The sequence below is a fragment of the Oricola cellulosilytica genome, from assembly GCF_019966575.1.
Classification (GTDB): domain Bacteria; phylum Pseudomonadota; class Alphaproteobacteria; order Rhizobiales; family Rhizobiaceae; genus Oricola; species Oricola cellulosilytica.
Window position 1 is genome coordinate 68699 of record NZ_JAINFK010000006.1, and the last position, 16194, is coordinate 84892.

Annotated in this window: 17 protein-coding genes; 13 read left to right on the plus strand and 4 right to left on the minus strand. The window is 61.4% G+C overall.

What is annotated here, in order from left to right; genetic code table 11:
- The first annotated feature begins 3 nt into the window (after nt 1-3).
- Nucleotides 4-816: an enoyl-ACP reductase FabI gene (gene fabI, locus LC298_RS14770; protein WP_131569716.1), complete on the plus strand. Its 813-nt coding sequence runs from the start codon at nt 4-6 to the stop codon at nt 814-816.
- Between the two features lie 26 nt (nt 817-842).
- Complete coding sequence (locus LC298_RS14775) at nt 843-1430, plus strand: histidine phosphatase family protein (RefSeq protein ID WP_131569714.1); 588 nt, start codon at nt 843-845, stop codon at nt 1428-1430.
- A 28-nt stretch (nt 1431-1458) separates the two neighbouring features.
- Here LC298_RS14775 and LC298_RS14780 read toward each other — a convergent pair whose 3' ends face one another.
- Nucleotides 1459-2718, minus strand: a complete 1260-nt coding sequence (locus tag LC298_RS14780) for a pilus assembly protein TadG-related protein (RefSeq protein WP_131569712.1) — start codon at nt 2716-2718, stop codon at nt 1459-1461.
- Nucleotides 2719-2882: 164 nt separating this feature from the next.
- On the opposite strand from LC298_RS14780, the gene aroC reads away from it, so the two are divergent.
- From aroC to LC298_RS14815, 7 genes are all read left to right on the plus strand, one after another.
- Entirely contained in the window at nt 2883-3977 is a 1095-nt protein-coding gene (gene aroC, locus LC298_RS14785; protein WP_131569710.1) for a chorismate synthase, read from the plus strand.
- A 7-nt stretch (nt 3978-3984) separates the two neighbouring features.
- Nucleotides 3985-5073, plus strand: a complete 1089-nt coding sequence (ribB, locus tag LC298_RS14790; RefSeq protein ID WP_131569708.1) for a 3,4-dihydroxy-2-butanone-4-phosphate synthase — start codon at nt 3985-3987, stop codon at nt 5071-5073.
- Nucleotides 5074-5113: 40 nt separating this feature from the next.
- Entirely contained in the window at nt 5114-6043 is a 930-nt protein-coding gene (locus LC298_RS14795; RefSeq protein ID WP_223385688.1) for a hypothetical protein, read from the plus strand.
- 95 nt (nt 6044-6138) lie between these two features.
- Nucleotides 6139-7068 (plus strand): histone deacetylase family protein, encoded by a 930-nt coding sequence (locus LC298_RS14800; protein ID WP_131569704.1) that lies wholly within the window; start codon nt 6139-6141, stop codon nt 7066-7068.
- Between the two features lie 4 nt (nt 7069-7072).
- Nucleotides 7073-7324, plus strand: coding sequence for an exodeoxyribonuclease VII small subunit (locus LC298_RS14805; RefSeq protein WP_131569702.1), 252 nt, complete (start codon nt 7073-7075; stop codon nt 7322-7324).
- A gap of 69 nt (nt 7325-7393) precedes the next feature.
- Nucleotides 7394-8149 carry a TlyA family RNA methyltransferase gene (locus tag LC298_RS14810; RefSeq protein WP_131569700.1) on the plus strand — a complete coding sequence of 252 codons (756 nt, stop codon included), beginning with the start codon at nt 7394-7396 and terminating at the stop codon, nt 8147-8149.
- Nucleotides 8146-9420 carry a class I SAM-dependent RNA methyltransferase gene (locus LC298_RS14815; RefSeq protein ID WP_131569698.1) on the plus strand — a complete coding sequence of 425 codons (1275 nt, stop codon included), beginning with the start codon at nt 8146-8148 and terminating at the stop codon, nt 9418-9420. Before LC298_RS14810 ends, LC298_RS14815 begins: the two co-directional genes overlap by 4 nt.
- Before the next feature lie 14 nt (nt 9421-9434).
- On the opposite strand, the gene LC298_RS14820 is transcribed toward LC298_RS14815, so the two are convergent.
- Both LC298_RS14820 and LC298_RS14825 read right to left on the minus strand, forming a co-directional pair.
- Entirely contained in the window at nt 9435-10190 is a 756-nt protein-coding gene (locus LC298_RS14820) for a crotonase/enoyl-CoA hydratase family protein (RefSeq protein WP_131569696.1), read from the minus strand.
- 20 nt (nt 10191-10210) lie between these two features.
- Nucleotides 10211-11986, minus strand: coding sequence for an acyl-CoA dehydrogenase family protein (locus tag LC298_RS14825; RefSeq protein ID WP_131569694.1), 1776 nt, complete (start codon nt 11984-11986; stop codon nt 10211-10213).
- A gap of 184 nt (nt 11987-12170) precedes the next feature.
- Here LC298_RS14825 and LC298_RS14830 point away from each other — a divergent pair, with 184 nt between their 5' ends.
- The 3 genes from LC298_RS14830 to LC298_RS14840 all read left to right on the plus strand — a co-directional run bounded on the left by LC298_RS14830 (nt 12171) and on the right by LC298_RS14840 (nt 14448).
- The gene (locus LC298_RS14830; protein ID WP_158284780.1) at nt 12171-13244 is read left to right on the plus strand and encodes a glycoside hydrolase family 25 protein; all 1074 of its coding nucleotides are present in this window, start codon (nt 12171-12173) and stop codon (nt 13242-13244) included.
- 92 nt (nt 13245-13336) lie between these two features.
- Nucleotides 13337-14206 (plus strand): S49 family peptidase, encoded by an 870-nt coding sequence (locus tag LC298_RS14835; RefSeq protein WP_131569690.1) that lies wholly within the window; start codon nt 13337-13339, stop codon nt 14204-14206.
- A 50-nt stretch (nt 14207-14256) separates the two neighbouring features.
- A complete protein-coding gene (locus LC298_RS14840) occupies nt 14257-14448 on the plus strand; it encodes an NfeD family protein (protein WP_131569688.1) in 192 nt (63 codons plus the stop codon).
- Between the two features lie 49 nt (nt 14449-14497).
- On the opposite strand, the gene LC298_RS14845 is transcribed toward LC298_RS14840, so the two are convergent.
- Nucleotides 14498-14914, minus strand: coding sequence for a hypothetical protein (locus tag LC298_RS14845; protein ID WP_131569686.1), 417 nt, complete (start codon nt 14912-14914; stop codon nt 14498-14500).
- A gap of 227 nt (nt 14915-15141) precedes the next feature.
- Between LC298_RS14845 and LC298_RS14850 the strand changes: the two genes are divergently transcribed.
- The gene (locus tag LC298_RS14850) at nt 15142-16074 is read left to right on the plus strand and encodes a glycine--tRNA ligase subunit alpha (protein WP_131569684.1); all 933 of its coding nucleotides are present in this window, start codon (nt 15142-15144) and stop codon (nt 16072-16074) included.
- Nucleotides 16075-16194 lie beyond the last annotated feature (120 nt).

The following is a 16194-nucleotide window of genomic DNA, read 5'->3' on the forward strand; positions in this document are numbered from 1 at the left end:
GCCATGACCACCGGTTCGGGCCTTATGAAAGGCAAGCGCGGCCTCGTAATCGGGCTTGCCAACAACAAGTCCATTGCTTGGGGTATAGCAAAGTCCTGCGCCGATCAGGGGGCCGAACTGGCCTTCACCTATCAGGGCGAGGCGCTAAAGAAGCGGGTCGAGCCACTGGCGGCGGAACTCAACGCTATCGTGGCCGGGCATTGCGACGTCACCGAGCCGGAGACGGTCGAAGCGGTGTTCTCGCACCTCGAGAAGACATGGGGCCGGCTCGACTTTCTCGTTCACGCAGTCGCCTTTTCCGACAAGGACGAACTCACCGGCCGCTATGTCGACACATCCCGCGAAAACTTCAATCGCTCGATGGACATTTCGGTCTATTCGCTCACGGCCCTTACCAAGCGCGCCGAACCGCTGATGACGAACGGCGGGGCGGTGCTGACGTTGACCTATTACGGCGCCGAAAAGGTAATGCCGCACTACAATGTCATGGGTGTTGCCAAGGCTGCGCTCGAGGCGAGCGTGCGCTATCTGGCGGTCGACCTCGGGCCGCAGCGTATCCGGGTGAACGCTCTTTCCGCCGGGCCGATCAAGACACTCGCTGCGTCCGGGATCGGTGATTTCCGTTACATCCTTAAGTGGAACGAATACAATTCGCCTCTGCGCAAGACCGTCTCGATTGAAGAGGTCGGCGATGCCGCTCTCTACCTTCTCAGCGATTTGTCGCGGTCGGTGACCGGCGAAGTCCATCATGTGGATTCCGGCTACCATGTTGTCGGCATGAAGGCGGTCGACGCGCCCGACATGTCGAAGGACTGAACTCGACCTCCCGCAGCGCGGAAGTAATGGCCCGTTCACCGTTTTATATGATCCGCCACGGCGAAACGGACTGGAACCGCGAAGGCCGCTACCAGGGAACGGTCGACATCCCGTTGAATGCGCGCGGACACCGGCAGGCCGAGAGAAACGGGGCCCTGCTTGCCTCGCTCACCCCCTCACCGCTCCATTGGCGCTTCATTTCGAGCCCGCTCGGGCGCGCCCGGCACACGATGGAGATCATCCGGTCGGAATTGGGCCTTCCACCCGACGATTACCTGATCGACCAGCGGCTTATCGAGATCACCTTTGGAAAATGGGAGCAGAAATGCTTGGCCGACCTTAAGATTTCCGAACCGCAGGAAGTCGCACGGCGCGAGCAGAACAAGTGGGTGCATGTTCCGCCCGGCGGCGAGAGCTATGCGGACGCGGCGGCCCGGATGGCAACGTTTTTCGATGAACTCGCAGAACCATCGGTGATCGTCTGCCACGGCGGCATCATTCGTGCCACGCGATTCATCTTGGAAGATCTCGATGGGCACAGGATCGCGAGCGAGCCAGTTCCCCAAGACAAGGTCTATGCCTTTGACGGCAGCCTTGCGAAGTGGATTGCGTGAAGCAGGAAGTTTGCGGCCCCGCCCAATGCTATTCGATCAGATAGGCCACGGGGGTCCCGGGAAGCGCAATGTTGCCGTAGCCGGCGCTCTCGTAGTCGTGGTTGAAAACGACGGTACCGTTTCCGAACAATTCGACCTTGTTCGCGACAACACCCATGAAGGGGGAGAGTGCGCCGAACTGTCCGCTGCCGCCAATTGAAAGCTTCTGCGTCGGCAAATAGAAAACTCCAATCAAACGTGTGTCCGAACCTCCGCTCATCGAGCTTGTGGCCCCGGCAGCCGCGCCCGGGTGCTGAACGACCAGAAGGCCGGCATAGTCGCCTGTCATGGGCGCACTGAGCAGGGTTTGGGCACCTCCACCCATATCCATGACGGCGTTCTTGCCATAGAGATAGAATGTGACTTGCTCACCTGTAACCGCGGCATTCGCGCCGATCTTCAGCGGACCGTTCTTCATCACATAAACACCGGGCTTGAAGGTCACCGTTCCGCCCTTGATCTCGAGCCCGCCGCAATAGACACCAGGGTTAAGAGAGACGATTCCGCCCGAGATCTTATGACCTTTGTAGGTGCACCCCGAGACAGAGGGTACCGGAAGTTCGGTGTATGGATCCACCATAGGATCGCATCCAGTCTCCGGAAGTGGCGAGAACCGTGTGCCGGTGTAGCCTCCTACGGTGCAGAATTTTTTTGCTGTAGACGTCTCATTCGACTTGTTGCGCATGGCAAAACTGGGGGAAGACGAGTTGGACTGAACATCGCAATTCGCGACGATTTTCGCACTCGAACCCCACATGTTGATCGTGTCATCCTCCGTTGTATTCAAAGCGAGGACGCACGCATTCTTGAGGGATCGCAGACCGGCTACGGCCTTGGCACCGTGATCAACATTGTTGATGCCGACCACGTTCATCAGCGATGTCTTGAGTGCCGTGTTCGCCGACACGGTGACTCTACGATATCCACCAACGGTGGAAACCGCGACCGAAGGCGCGACGAAATTTCCCTCAAAGTTATGCTCCAGGAAGTCCGAGGCGATGAGTGATCGCTCCGCATCGGTCTTGCCCTGCGGCACCACGGCCGCCAGCGCAGCTGCATCGACGGATTGCTGAAGATTGCGATTGTCCGCTTGCAACCGCGCGTAATCAACCGCCAGACCCACTGCCGCCAGGACCGGTAGAGAGAGAACCGCCAAGGTAATACCGAAGTTGCCGTTGTTGCATTTGAGGAACTGTCTCAGCGAGCCCCTCGTCTCGAGGAACTTCCTGATCATTCGCGTCTTTGCCATGTGGACCGCTCCCGCCGGATCGAGAATTCCGGGCGAAACTGGCAGAAACTGTTAAAGATCGGCTTAACCCTTGCGTAAGCTTTTTTCCTTTCCCGGAAAGCTTCAAAGGGCTTCCCATCTGCTTAACGTCTGCACTAGAAGCATCTGCAAACTGGAAGATACGCATGTCGCACAATACGTTCGGACACCTTTTCCGTGTCACCACTTGGGGTGAGAGCCACGGCATCGCGCTCGGCTGCGTGATCGATGGCTGTCCGCCCGGCATCGCGCTTACGGAGGCGGAAATACAGGCATTTCTCGACAAGCGGAAACCCGGCCAGTCGAAATACACCACCCAACGCCGCGAGGCCGACGCGGTGCGCGTTCTTTCCGGTGTGATGCCGCAGGAAGAGAACGATACGCTCGTCACGACGGGCACTCCGATCTGCATGATGATCGAGAATACTGACCAGAGGTCCAAGGACTATTCCGATATCGCGCGCCGTTACCGGCCCGGACACGCGGACTTCACCTACGACCTGAAATATGGTCTTCGCGACTATCGCGGCGGAGGCCGGTCGTCGGCCCGCGAAACGGCCGCACGCGTCGCCGCCGGCGCTATCGCGCGGAAGGTCGTGCCGGGGATGCGGGTGCGCGGAGCGCTGGTGTCAATGGGCACCCACAAGATCGACCGCGCCCACTGGAGCTGGGAGGAGATCGAGCGCAATCCGTTCTTCACTCCCGACGCCGACGCCGTGAAGACGTTTTCGGAGTATCTGGACGGTATCCGTAAGGAGGGTTCCTCGGTCGGGGCGGTGATCGAAATCGTCGCCGAAGGGGTCCCGGCAGGGCTCGGCGCGCCGGTCTATGCGAAGCTCGATCAAGAGATCGCCGCCAACCTCATGTCCATCAACGCCGTAAAGGGCGTGGAGATCGGCAACGGATTTGAAGCGGCCCGGATACGCGGCGAGCAAAACGCCGACGAGATTCGGGTCGACGAGTACGGAAACCCCTCCTTCCTCTCCAATAATGCCGGCGGTGTGCTCGGCGGGATTTCTACCGGACAGCCCGTCGTCGCCCGATTTGCCGTCAAACCAACCTCGTCGATACTGACTCCAACCCGCAGCATCACCGCCGATGGCGAGGAAACCGAAATCGTCACGAAGGGCCGGCACGATCCTTGCGTCGGAATACGGGCGGTGCCAATCGGGGAGGCAATGGTTGCCTGTGCGATCGCTGACCATTATCTGCGGCACCGGGGCCAGACCGGCCGAATCTGAGGACAAGATGGCTTACGATCAGGCGAAGGTTATCGACGCTCTGCGCGCATTCGAGCGCGGGGAAATCGTTGTCGTAATGGACGATGACGGACGCGAAAACGAGGGAGACCTGATCGTCGCCGCCGTACATGCCACAACGGAAAAGCTGGCATTCATCGTCAGGCATACCTCGGGAATTGTGTGCGCACCAATGCCTCCGGAGGAAGCCAAACGGCTCAACCTCGCTCAGATGGTTGCCAACAATGACGCGCCGCATGCCACGGCATTCACCGTGAGCGTCGATTACAAGCACGGCACGACCACCGGAATTTCGGCCGACGACAGGACGCTGACCGTCAGAAATCTTGCCAATCCCAACGCCGGAGCGCCGGATTTCGTCCGTCCCGGCCATATCTTTCCGCTCGTTGCCCGCGAAGGCGGCGTACTGATGCGCTCCGGCCATACGGAAGCGGCGGTCGATCTGTGCAAACTTGCGGGGTTGCCGCCGGTTGGTGTTATCAGCGAACTCGTCAATGACGACGGAACGGTCATGCGCGGCCCGCAGGTTCATGACTTCGCATCGAGTCACGGCCTGAAAGAGGTATCGGTTGCCGACCTGATCGCGTATCGGCAGCGCAAGGAAACACTGATCCAGCACGTGGACACGTTCGATGTCGAAACTGTCGCAGGCCCAGCGAAAGCTTACTCGTATACCCTGCCCTGGGATCCCATGCATCACTTGGCGCTAGTATTCGGCGACATCCGTGACGGCGTCGATGTTCCGGTCAGGTTGCAGCTCGAATCGGTCGTCGACGACGTGTTCGGCAAGGACAAGCCGATGCAGTGGGTGCTCGAGCACATGGCGCAAGAGCCCCGCGGCGTGGTGGTCTATCTACGCGAGGGATCGGTCGGCGTTGCGAAATCCGCCGGTCGGCCCCTGAGTGAAGAACATGCGGAAGCGCGCGAGAGGGAAAACGAATGGCGCGAGATCGGTCTTGGAGCTCAGATCTTGAAGGATCTGGGTGTGGAGTCGATCAAGCTCTATGCGTCGAGGGAGAGACACTATGTGGGGTTGGAAGGTTTCGGTATCCGGATATCGTCGACCGAGATCATCTGATGCGGCGATTGCGTTCGCCATCGCGGCAGCGGCTCTCGCCGTGCCTGCGGACGAAGCACGGGCCGCAGATGTCTACGAAATGCGCCTTCCGACCAAAGTCACCTCCGTCAGGCAGACGGTCAACGGAAGCTTTGCCGTCTTCGGAGAAGAGGCGTTCCGCCTCGACCCTTGTCCGACGCCCGAAGGTCTTTGTCTGTCGAGCGCCCCTTTCAGCGAAACCTCGGTCAACGCGCCGCGAAACGCCCTTCCTGGTGGCCAGATCGACATTGCCGATGCTGGCGACATCCGCAACGCCTGGTACGGCCGTCCCACCGAAAGATATGCGCATGGCGCGCTCGGAGACGATGTCGAAGGCGGATCGCTGATCGTAGTTACCTCGCAGGGCAAGAAACTGGAATTCGTGTTGCCCGAGACCCAGGTGTTCGAGGATATCACGCCGCGCATAACGGACCTCGACGGCGACGGAAACAACGAGGTCGTCACGATCCGCTCGTCGCAATCGGGTGGGGCCGCAGTGGTGATCTACGGACTGGAAGAAAACGAACTTGTCGAGCGCGCGGCGGGGAGCGAAAACGGCGCGCCCAACCGGTGGCTCAACATTGCCGGAATAATCCGCTCGGCGGACGGAACCGCGACCGTCTACGGGGTGCGGACGCCGCACATTGGAGGGCGTCTCTTTTCGATTACCTATCAGGATGGCGCGCTCAACGAGGTGAATAATATCGCGACCGATTTTTCCAACCACGTCCTGGGCTCAACGGAGCTCGGACTTTCTGCCGTCATGGATTTCGACGGAGACGGAATCGCAGAACTCGTCTTGCCCTCGCAAGACCGCACCCGACTGCGGTTTCCACTCTCCGACCGCCTCGACATCGCCCTGCCCGCTCCTGTCGACAAGGCAATCATCGCGACCGAAGGCCGCATCGTGACCGCGACGGAAGACGGCGCGCTGCTGATCATCGTGCCCTGAGGCGCGGACTAGGCTGCCGCAAGGCCACATCCGAAATGAACGAATGGCGCGCCTGCACTGCTGTCATGGCGCGGCAATGATGGTACACCGGCTTCATGACCACACGGTTTTACACGCACGACATCTTTCTCGATCACCAGACCCCTCCCGGCCATCCCGAGAGAGCCGACAGGTTGCGGGCGATCAACGAAGCGCTTCAGGACGACTCGTTCGAGAAACTTGAGCGGACCGAGGCCCCATGCGGGGATCCGGAAACGATCCGCTACGCGCATCCGGAAGGCTACATCGAGCGGGTTATCGCGCAAGTCCCCGAAACCGGCATCGCACGGATCGATGCCGACACCTGCGTCAGCCCGAAAAGCTACGACGCCGCGCTGCACGCGATCGGCGCGGCTGATGCGGCCGTCGATGACGTGTTTGCCGGGAGATGCGACAATGTCTTCGTCGCCGCCCGTCCTCCCGGACACCATGCGGAGAAGAACCGGGCCATGGGCTTTTGCCTGTTCAACAATGCCGCGATCGCGGCTCGGCACGCCCAAAAGGCGCACAACGCCGAACGGATCGCGATCGTTGATTGGGACGTGCATCACGGCAACGGAACACAGGACATCTTCTGGGACGACCCGTCCGTCCTGTACTGCTCCACCCACCAGATGCCGCTCTATCCGGGTACGGGCGCCAAGAACCAAACCGGCGAACATGGCACGATCTGTAATGCTCCCCTGAACCCGCACGACGCCGGCGAGCAGTTCCGCGAGGCCTTTCGCGAGCGCGTGCTTTCCGCGATCGACGCCTTTCGCCCGGACCTGATCATCATCTCGGCCGGATTCGATGCCCACCACCGCGATCCGCTTGCCGAGATCAACCTCACCGAGGACGATTTCGACTGGGCGACGGGCAAGCTGATGGACGCCGCCTCGCGACACGCCGAAAACCGGCTCGTCAGCCTGCTTGAAGGCGGCTACGACCTGAAAGGGCTGGCGTCCTCCGCCAGCGTCCATGTCCGAAGACTGATGCAAGGATAATTCGATGGCCGACACGCCGAACCATGCCGACGTAAATGAAATGAACTTCGAGATTGCGCTAAAGCAACTCGAGGAAATCGTCGACAAGCTCGAGCGCGGCGATGTCCCGCTCGACGAGTCGATCGCCATTTATGAGCGCGGCGAAGCGCTGCGCAACCGCTGCGACGCACTGTTGAAATCCGCCGAGGCGAAAATCGAGAAGATCAAGCTGACCCGTGACGGAAAACCCGCCGGAACCGAACCGCTGGACGGTTAGAGGCAGGACTGGTCCCGGGTTACGCCGATTTCCGTTGCCATGCACCATCCGCCCCGGCAATGAAGCGCCATGAACACGCCAGCCACCCCAAAGGGGCTCCGCCTTGATCATCTCCTCGTCGAGCGCGGCCTTGCCGCCTCGCGCTCGCGCGCCCGCGACGCGATCCTTCGTGGTACGGTGACGGTTGACGGTCAGTTGATCGCGAAGCCCGGTCAGATCGTCTCCGGTACATCGCAGGTCGCCCTGAACGATCCCGCGCAGCCCTACGTATCCCGCGCCGCCCTGAAGCTGAAGGCCGCACTGGAGCATTTCGGGATTTCCGTCGAGGGGCGGATCGGGCTCGATGTCGGCGCATCGACTGGAGGCTTTACGCAGGTCTTGCTTGAACGCGGCGCGAAGCATGTCGACGCGATCGACGTCGGCCGGGATCAGCTTGCCCCCATGCTGCGCGCCGATCCCCGCGTCACCAGCACCGAAGGGCTGAACGCGCGCGATCTCGACGCCGATCACCTGAACGGGATCGCGCCGGAAATCGTCACCAGCGACCTCAGCTTCATATCCCTAAAGCTCGCATTGCCACCCGTGCTGAATCTGGCTGCTCCTGGCGCCGATGCGATCCTGCTGGTCAAGCCGCAGTTCGAAGTAGGCCGCGAGCGGGTCGGCAAGGGCGGGCTGGTCTCAAAGGCCGACGGCGAGGCGTGTGCCGCCGATCTCGCAGCCTGGCTCAGCGGCATTCCCGGGTGGCGGGTCATCGGGACGTGCCCTTCGCCGATCGCCGGCGGCGATGGGAATGGCGAATATCTTCTCGCGGGGCACAAAGCATGAGCAGGACCGTCACACTGCAGATCGGCCACCTCGGGGCGCGCGGTGACGGCGTCTCCTCCTTGGGCGACGCACCGGTGTTCGTGCCCTTCACACTGCCGGGCGAGGAAGCGACAATCGTCATGGATGGCAGGAGCGCCAGCCTGCTATCGATAAGCGATCCATCAGCCGATCGGGTGGAGCCCGTCTGCCCCCACTTCGGAACCTGCGGCGGGTGCGCCCTCCAGCATATGGCGCTGCCGGCCTACCGCGCCTGGAAGGCATCTCTTTTCGAAAAGGCCTTCGCCTCGCGAAACCTCGACACATCGGCGATCAAACCTGCCCAGTTCTGTGAGCCCCATACCCGCCGGCGCGCAGTCTTTTCCGCCATCCGCACCGATGCGGGCGTACAGCTCGGATTTCTGCAGGCGGGAAGCAACCGTGTCGTCGATCTCCGCGAATGCCATGTGATCTCGCCGGCAATCGACGCCGGCAGGCCGAAGTTAAAGGCCTTGACAGCCGCGTTCCTGCCTCCGGCGAAAACCGTCCACGTCACGGTGAACGAAACGGTTTCCGGCCTCGATATCGCGGTGGACGGCAAGTTCACGCTCGGTGAGGGTGCAAAACGCAGGGCGGCCGATGCCCTTTCCGCGACGAACTTCGTCCGCTTGACGGTCAATGGGGAGATCGTTCTTGAGCTGAAACGCCCGCTGGTGAAATTCGGCGATATCGCCGTTTCACCACCGCCCGGGGCCTTTCTCCAGGCCGTCCCGGCGATGGAAGAAAGCATGGCCGCGCTTGTCTGCGATCATATGGCCAAGTCCAAACGCGTTGCCGACCTCTATGCGGGATGCGGTACCTTTGCCGTTCGCATCGCCAAAGCGTCGACCGTTCACGTAGTCGAGGCGGACGGCGCAGCGCTTCGGAGCCTCGACCGGGGAGTGCGTGACGCCGGCGGTTTCGGGCTCAGGCAGGTGACCACGGAAAAGCGCGATCTGGCGCGCCGGCCATTGACCGCGCAGGAGCTGAAGCCCTTCGACGGTGTGGTATTCGATCCGCCCCGCGCCGGCGCCGAAGCGCAGACGCGCGAGATCGCCGCTTCGACCGTGCAGCGCGTCGCGGCCGTGTCCTGCAACCCGGAAACGCTGGCGCGCGATCTGCGCATTCTGGTCGATGCCGGATTCCGGCTGCGATCGGTGACGCCTATCGACCAGTTCATCTGGACGCCGCATCTGGAAGCTGTGGCACTACTCGACCGGCTAAAATCAGCCAAGCGGCACTGGTCGGACCTGTAACCGGAAACGAGCCGTCAGGCGCTCTTCTTGCGAGACATGAACGCCATGAAGGCTTCCTTCGCCTCGTCCGATGTGAGCTGTTCGCTGAAGAGGGCACCCTCCTCCTTGATGCGCTCGATCACCGGTTCGCGCGGCCCCTTGACAAGCTTCCTGGCAAGCTGAAGCGCCTTTGGCGGCTTGGCGGCAAGGTCCCGCGCGGACCGCAGTACGGCGTCTTCTAGTTCTCCAGCCTCGACGACCTTCCAGATCAGACCGGCATCCCGTGCCTGCTCGGCGGAGAAGCCCTCGCCCATTCCGAGCAGCGCGAATGCCCGCTGGTGCCCCATGATTTGCGGAGCGAGCAGGCTCGACGCCGCCTCCGGCACCAGCGCCAGATCGACAAAAGGTGTCCTGAAGAGCGAACCCGGTGTGGCGAATGTCAGATCGCAGTGCAGGTGGATCGTCGTTCCGATGCCGATGGCGAGTCCATCAACGCCCGACACGATCGGTTTCTTCGCGCTGGCCAGCGCTTTCAGGAAATCGAAAACCTCGCCGCCATGCTCGCCACCGGTCGCGACGGCGAGAAAGTCCTGCAGATCGTTGCCGGACGAGAACGCCCCCTCCCTGCCGAGGAATACATGAACGCGAACGGCATCATCGGCGTCGCCATCGGTGAGCGCGGCCGCCATCGTCGCGTACATGGCTCGTGTGATCGCATTCTTCTTGTCCGGGCGGTTAAGGCGCACAATTTGAACGGCGCCATGACGCTCGACAAGCACGTGATCCGACATCTGAACTTCTCCCTGGGTGGTCACGCGACCAGCGATTGTGCAGCTTCGCCAAGGCTCGCCGCGCCATTCTCGACCGTGTCGCGCAAACTTGCCGTCTCGCCGACAAGGTTTTCCGCAAAGAACCGGCACATCGTGGCCCGGTCGTCCGTCGAGGACTCCGCCAGCGCGGATTTGGCAAGGTAGACGCCCCCAGCCGTCAGGCCGAACAGGCGCAGATAAGGAGTCGCGCCAGCCAGCGCCGATGCGGTGTCGCCGCTCTCGGTCATCGAGGTCATCGCTTCAGTCGCGGCGCGCAGATCGCCCATCGCTGCGGTCAGGCGCCCGGATGCGTCGCCGAAGGCCGGATTGTTCGAAGCCTTGAGGTCTTCGAGAATCTTGTCGAGTTCCGCGAAATAGGTGTTCACGCTTTCGCCGTCGGACAGCGGTAACTTTCGCATGACCAGATCGATCGCCTGGATGCCGTTGGTGCCCTCGTAAATCTGCCCGATGCGCGCGTCGCGCATGTAGATCGCGGCGCCTGTCTCCTCGATGAAGCCCATGCCCCCATGCACCTGTACGCCGATCGAAGCCACCTGCGATCCGATATCGGTGGAGAAGGACTTGGCAACAGGCGTCAACAGGCTTGCGCGCTCGTTCCAGAACCGGGCCTCGTCCCCATCATGGGCGCCCGCCATGTCGACCGCATGGGCACAGGCGTAGCAGATCGAGCGCGCCGCCCTTGTCAGGACAGACATGGTGAGCAAATCGCGCTGAACATCCGGGTGCAGGACGATCAGGCTCATGCCGCCGTCGGACCAGTCCGGCGCCTTGCCCTGCCGCCGCTCATTGGCATATTCCAGCGCCTTCTGGGTCGCCGCCTCGGCGACCGCCACGCCCTGTACGCCAACCGCAAGCCTGGCGTTGTTCATCATCGTGAACATGCAGGCGAGACCACGGTTTTCCTCGCCGACGAGATAGCCTACCGCACCTGATCCGTCGCCGAACTTGCCATCGCCGTAAATCATGGTGCAGGTCGGCGAGGCATGGATGCCCAGCTTGTGTTCGATGCTGTGGCAGATCACGTCATTGCGCTCGCCGAGCGTTCCGTCCTCGTTGACGAGAAACTTGGGTACCAGAAAAAGGGAGATGCCGCGGGTACCGGCCGGCGCGTCCGGAAGTCTTGCAAGCACGAGATGAACGATGTTCTCGGTCAAGTCGTGCTCGCCGAAGGTAATGAAAATCTTCTGGCCGAAGAGGCGGTACGTGCCGTCATCCGCCCGTTCGGCGCGGGCCTTCAGTGCCGACAGATCGGAACCTGCCTGCGGCTCGGTCAGGTTCATTGTCCCGGTCCACTCGCCGGAAATCATCTTCTCAAGGAATTTTGCCTTGAGTTCGTCGCTGGCGTGAGCTTCGAGCGCCTCGACCGCGCCGGTCGTCAGCATCGAGACCAGTCCGAAGGCCATCGACGCGGCGTTCCACATCTCGGTCGCCGCCATCGACATCATCATCGGCAGGCCCTGCCCCCCGTACTCCGGATCCGCCGCCAGGCCGTTCCATCCCCCTGCGGTCCAGTCGGCATACAGTTTCTTGTAGCCCTCCGGCATCGTCACGCTTCCGTCCGTTGCCTTGGCACCCTCCAAGTCTCCCGGCTGATGCAGCGGGGCGATCTCCTCGGAGGCGAATCTGCCCGCCTCTTCGAGAATGGCATTCACAAGATCCTCGCCCAAATCTCCAAGCAACCCGTTTTCAAGCGCGTCCGAAAGGCCGGCGACCGACTTCAGAGTGTGCGATATTTCAGCAACGGGTGCTCTGTACATGATTTTCTCCAGGCGATTCTCCGGCCAAAAAAGCGGTCCGGCTGCGATGATCACATGACACAGCAGCGCTAACTACTTTTTACGTAAACGTCAATGAACATACCCGCACAGGCGACAGCCCGTTATTGTTTTGTTAACCTTCCCGGCTGACGCTGGGGAATGATTTGAGATGGGGTGCCGAAGAATGAGCATTTTGGCAAAGTTCAGCGCGTTGGCCGTCGTCTTCGTGGCGAACGTTTCAGGCGCGTCGGCTTCGGAATTTTTCCGTCCGTGGGGTAGCCCGGAACTTGCTCTGATCCTGGACGGTTACGAACACAACGTGATCGATTTCCACGAAATCGTGGAGGACAAGCGCGTCACCGCGTTCATCCATAAGGGCTCCGATGGCATGCCCCCCAAATACCGCTGTCGGGGCACCGACAACGAGCGGGCGCTTTGCCGCCAGACGTGGCAGCGCTACGCGATCTCAAAGGAACTCTATCGAACCCGGAGAACGCTTGCCAAGAAACTGGGTTTGAAATGGGGCGCATATCATCTGGCGCGCGCGGGCAACCCCCTCGCTCAAGCACGACACTTTCTCGACTTCGCCGATCCGCAGGATGACGAACTGATTGCCCTCGATATCGAGGGGCTCAACAGCGAGAAATGGATGTCTCTCGATGACGCGGAGAAATTTGCCACCTATATTCGCGCACGTACGGGGCGCTACCCAATTCTCTACGCCAACGAAGTGGTGTCCCGGCGCATTGCGGAACGGCGGACCACCCTCCCGATACTCTCTCGCCTGCCGCTATGGTATGCGCGTTACAAGCCCACGATCCGCGGCGCATTTCCGAAGGGTAACTGGGAGAGTTATGCGTTCTGGCAGTTTGCATACCAAGGTAATTGCAGCGCAAGGAGATGCCCCTACCGCGTCCCCGGCACGAACCGCGACATCGACGTCAATGTCGCAAATCTGTCGCCCGATGCACTACGCTCCTCCTGGCCGCTCGGACACCTCGTCGAGGAGCAGTTGCCGCTTACATTCCCGTTGCCAATTGCCCGTCCGGAGCCGCCGAACCTCCCCGATTTCGCCCCTCCGGCGAGTATGATCGCCGATGCGGAAACCACCCTTTCGCCACATCGGCACCGGATTGCGGGTTATCTACAGTATGCCCACGCACGTCTCGGGATCACGCTAACGGCGTCCGCGCAGCAGTACCAGCTTCCCGTCAACGCCCGCGAGACGAACGCAAGTCCCGTCAACGATCTTTATTGAAGCATCTGCCTGCGACTCTCATCGTCGGTTGCGCCGGCGGATCGCGCACATACATAACGGCGTGACCTCAACGATCAAAGGACGCCGCCCGCATGAAATTGAACCGACTGCTTCCCAAGCGGATGCGAAAAGACGGTCCGTTCATTCCTGTCGTACGTCTTCAGGGACCGATCATGAGCGGGGGAACGCGGTTCTCGCAGCCACTGTCGCTTGCGACATGTGCGCCGCTGATCGAGAAAGCCTTCGCTGACAAGGACGCCCCCGCGGTCGCTTTCATCGTCAATTCGCCCGGTGGTTCGCCCGTGCAGTCGCGGCTGATCCACCAGCGCATCCGAAGTCTTGCCGACGAAAAAGGCAAGCCGGTGCTGATGTTCACGGAGGATGTCGCAGCGTCTGGCGGATACATGATCGCAGTGGCGGGAGACGAGATAGTCGCCGATCCATCCTCGATTATCGGCTCGATCGGAGTGATCTCCGCGGGCTTCGGTTTCGTCGAAGCGATCGACAAGCTGGGTGTCGAGCGCCGCGTTTACACCGCCGGCAAGAACAAGTCCGTTCTGGACCCGTTCCAGCCGGAGAAGAAGGAGGATGTCGAGCGGCTTAAGTCGATCCAGCTCGAGATCCATCAGATCTTCATCGACCTCGTCAACGATCGCCGGGGCGATCGCCTGAAGGACAATCCGGAACTGTTTACCGGAGCGTTTTGGGCCGGCGAGAAAGCCAGGGAACTCGGCTTGGTGGACCACGTCGGCGATATCCGCGCCTTCGTGAAACAGCGATTCGGCGAGAAGGCCGAGTTACGCGCCATCACTCCACAGCGAAACATCTTCGGACGGAAATCGGCAGCGGGCGTGAACGTGGTTTCCGCAAATCTCGATCCGGCAGCATTGGCTCACGCAGCCACGGACGGGTTGTTGGCGGCAATCGAGGAACGCGCCCTCTGGGGACGCTTCGGTCTCTAGATCGACAAGATATCGGTGGTAACCTGCGGATACAGCGAGCGGAGGAAATCGTGCCGCAACTTCTATTTTTTGCCGCAGTCACCGCGGTGGGCGTCTGGGGCTATCGCGCCTTCCTGAAGGAGGCGGAACGCGTCTCGGCGCGGGTACGGCGCGCCGAGAAGGAGGATCAGACCGGAGCTGCCGGCACGCTCGTCGAGGACAAGGAGACCGGCGAGTACCGGGTCATGAAATCCGACGAATAAGAAAGGCCGGGTCGAAACCCGGCCTTACTTTGTTGAGGATCGACATCGATTACTGCGCGAGGGGCTCGCAGTATTGAACCTGGTTGCCGACGACCTTGTAGCAATCCTTGATCTGGATGAACTGCCCGCCGGATCTGACGGTGCGGAGTTCGCAAGTACAATCCGGTGCGATGCTCACGGATTCCACCGGCGTCCGGCGCTTGGGTCTAGGGGTCGGGAAGCACGGCGCTGCGATACACAGCCGCGCGATGCGCCGGTCGTCGTCCCTTCTCAGCACTTCGAGCGCCCCGCTTGAGGCCTCCGACCGTTCGGCCCCGCCGCGACCGCCACCATTGTTACCACCATTGTTGCCCCCTGCCTGCTGAGCAAAAGCGGTTTCAGGGGTGGAAACCAGTCCGGTCAGGCCGATGGCCGGCGCGAGAACAAGAGCGATAAACACCTTCCGGGAAGCGAGAACGTTTTCCATGAGTTCATCTCCATTGGTTGTCTGTTTCGTTTGCCTCGAACTTCCGGCCGCCGGACTGCCTCGTTTCTGTCATCCGAGCGACCGGAAATCTGCCTGCATCATGGATGAGGGACCACCGGCCCGCTGTGCGATCGCGCACAACCCGTTCGAACGCCCTTTCGGGAGCCAAGCTTGACCCGGCAAACCGCTCATGCGACGGGAGCAGCCGTCAGTTCCGGACCAAACACATGACCGCGCATACCACGATCGATCCGACCCGCTCGTTTCAGGGCTTGATTCTCACGCTTCAGAACTACTGGGCGGCGCAGGGTTGCGTCGTGCTGCAGCCCTATGACATGGAGGTCGGGGCAGGCACGTTCCATCCCGCGACAACGCTGCGATCGCTCGGCCCGAAGCCGTGGAAGGCCGCCTATGTCCAGCCGTCGCGCCGCCCGACGGACGGACGATACGGCGAGAACCCGAACCGGCTGCAGCACTACTACCAGTTCCAGGTAATCCTGAAGCCGTCGCCGCCCGACCTTCAAGAGCTCTATCTCGGCTCGATCCGCGCGATCGGCATCGACCCGCTGCTGCACGACATCCGCTTCGTGGAAGACGACTGGGAAAGCCCGACCCTCGGCGCATGGGGATTGGGCTGGGAGTGCTGGTGCGACGGCATGGAAGTGTCGCAGTTCACCTATTTCCAGCAGGTCTGCGGCATCGAATGCGCTCCGGTCTCCGGCGAACTGACCTATGGCCTCGAGCGCCTGGCGATGTATGTACAGGGCGTCGACAACGTCTACGACCTCAATTTCAACGGCCGGGACAGCGCCGACAGGATCACCTATGGCGACGTCTTCCTGCAGGCCGAGCAGGAATATTCGCGATACAACTTCGAATATGCCAACACCGCGATGCTTCTGCAGCATTTCCAGGACGCCGAAGCCGAGTGCGAGGCGCTGCTCGCGGCCGGCGCACCGGGCGAGAGCGGCGACCTCCACAGATCCGTACTGCCCGCCTACGATCAGTGCATCAAGGCAAGCCACGTCTTCAATCTGCTCGACGCGCGCGGCGTGATCTCCGTCACCGAGCGGCAGAGCTATATCCTGCGCGTGCGCAATCTTTCGCGCCAATGCGGGGAGGCGTTCCTGCTGACCGAGGCCGGTGGGGCCAGCGTCTAGGGTCCTTACCTTGGGACCACGCGGCAGAAATTGCCTACGCCCGTGCCGATTTTCCAAACAGTTGCAATGTCAATCTCATCGCGCTGCGCTATCATCACCCCCCTATTTGAAGGGAGGAAA

What these genes read in the sequence shown, in the direction of transcription:
- LC298_RS14820 (WP_131569696.1), bottom strand. Translation starts at nt 10,190, where the DNA reads ATGTCGGATCACGTGCTTGTCGAGCGTCATGGCGCCGTTCAAATTGTG.
- LC298_RS14815 (WP_131569698.1), top strand. Translation starts at nt 8,146, where the DNA reads ATGAGCAGGACCGTCACACTGCAGATCGGCCACCTCGGGGCGCGCGGT.
- LC298_RS14830 (WP_158284780.1), top strand. Translation starts at nt 12,171, where the DNA reads ATGAGCATTTTGGCAAAGTTCAGCGCGTTGGCCGTCGTCTTCGTGGCG.
- LC298_RS14850 (WP_131569684.1), top strand. Translation starts at nt 15,142, where the DNA reads ATGACCGCGCATACCACGATCGATCCGACCCGCTCGTTTCAGGGCTTG.
- LC298_RS14775 (WP_131569714.1), top strand. Translation starts at nt 843, where the DNA reads ATGGCCCGTTCACCGTTTTATATGATCCGCCACGGCGAAACGGACTGG.
- LC298_RS14810 (WP_131569700.1), top strand. Translation starts at nt 7,394, where the DNA reads ATGAACACGCCAGCCACCCCAAAGGGGCTCCGCCTTGATCATCTCCTC.
- LC298_RS14825 (WP_131569694.1), bottom strand. Translation starts at nt 11,986, where the DNA reads ATGTACAGAGCACCCGTTGCTGAAATATCGCACACTCTGAAGTCGGTC.
- aroC (WP_131569710.1), top strand. Translation starts at nt 2,883, where the DNA reads ATGTCGCACAATACGTTCGGACACCTTTTCCGTGTCACCACTTGGGGT.
- ribB (WP_131569708.1), top strand. Translation starts at nt 3,985, where the DNA reads ATGGCTTACGATCAGGCGAAGGTTATCGACGCTCTGCGCGCATTCGAG.
- LC298_RS14780 (WP_131569712.1), bottom strand. Translation starts at nt 2,718, where the DNA reads ATGGCAAAGACGCGAATGATCAGGAAGTTCCTCGAGACGAGGGGCTCG.
- LC298_RS14835 (WP_131569690.1), top strand. Translation starts at nt 13,337, where the DNA reads ATGAAATTGAACCGACTGCTTCCCAAGCGGATGCGAAAAGACGGTCCG.
- fabI (WP_131569716.1), top strand. Translation starts at nt 4, where the DNA reads ATGACCACCGGTTCGGGCCTTATGAAAGGCAAGCGCGGCCTCGTAATC.
- LC298_RS14805 (WP_131569702.1), top strand. Translation starts at nt 7,073, where the DNA reads ATGGCCGACACGCCGAACCATGCCGACGTAAATGAAATGAACTTCGAG.
- LC298_RS14845 (WP_131569686.1), bottom strand. Translation starts at nt 14,914, where the DNA reads ATGGAAAACGTTCTCGCTTCCCGGAAGGTGTTTATCGCTCTTGTTCTC.
- LC298_RS14800 (WP_131569704.1), top strand. Translation starts at nt 6,139, where the DNA reads ATGACCACACGGTTTTACACGCACGACATCTTTCTCGATCACCAGACC.